Below are 275 nucleotides of genomic sequence, written 5' to 3' on the forward strand. Positions count from 1 at the left end.
CTGGTCATGCCGACCAGGCGGGGGAGGTGCCAGACCGACGCCGCCTCGGGGAAGATGCCGCGTCGGCCGAAGACGAAGCCGAACTTCGAGTCGGTCGAGCCGAGGCGGAAGTCGCACGCCAGCGTGATGGTCAGGCCACCACCGACGGCCGCGCCGCGCATCGCTGCGATCACGGGCTTGTTCATGGTGAAGACCCGCTTGGAGCAGCGGCCCGCGGGCTCCTGCCAGGTGCTGGCGTCGGCGACGTCCTCGTTGGTGTCGAACTCGCCGCCGGA

Annotated in this window: 1 protein-coding gene; it reads right to left on the minus strand. The window is 70.5% G+C overall.

Features of this window, described 5'->3' with window-relative positions; all coding sequences use genetic code 11:
• On the minus strand, positions 1 to 275 hold a 275-nt coding region (locus ACOADB_RS19470), incomplete at both ends, for an enoyl-CoA hydratase-related protein (protein WP_378602234.1).

This window comes from Nocardioides sp. CPCC 206348 (assembly GCF_048654705.1).
In the GTDB taxonomy this organism is placed as follows: Bacteria; Actinomycetota; Actinomycetes; order Propionibacteriales; family Nocardioidaceae; genus Nocardioides.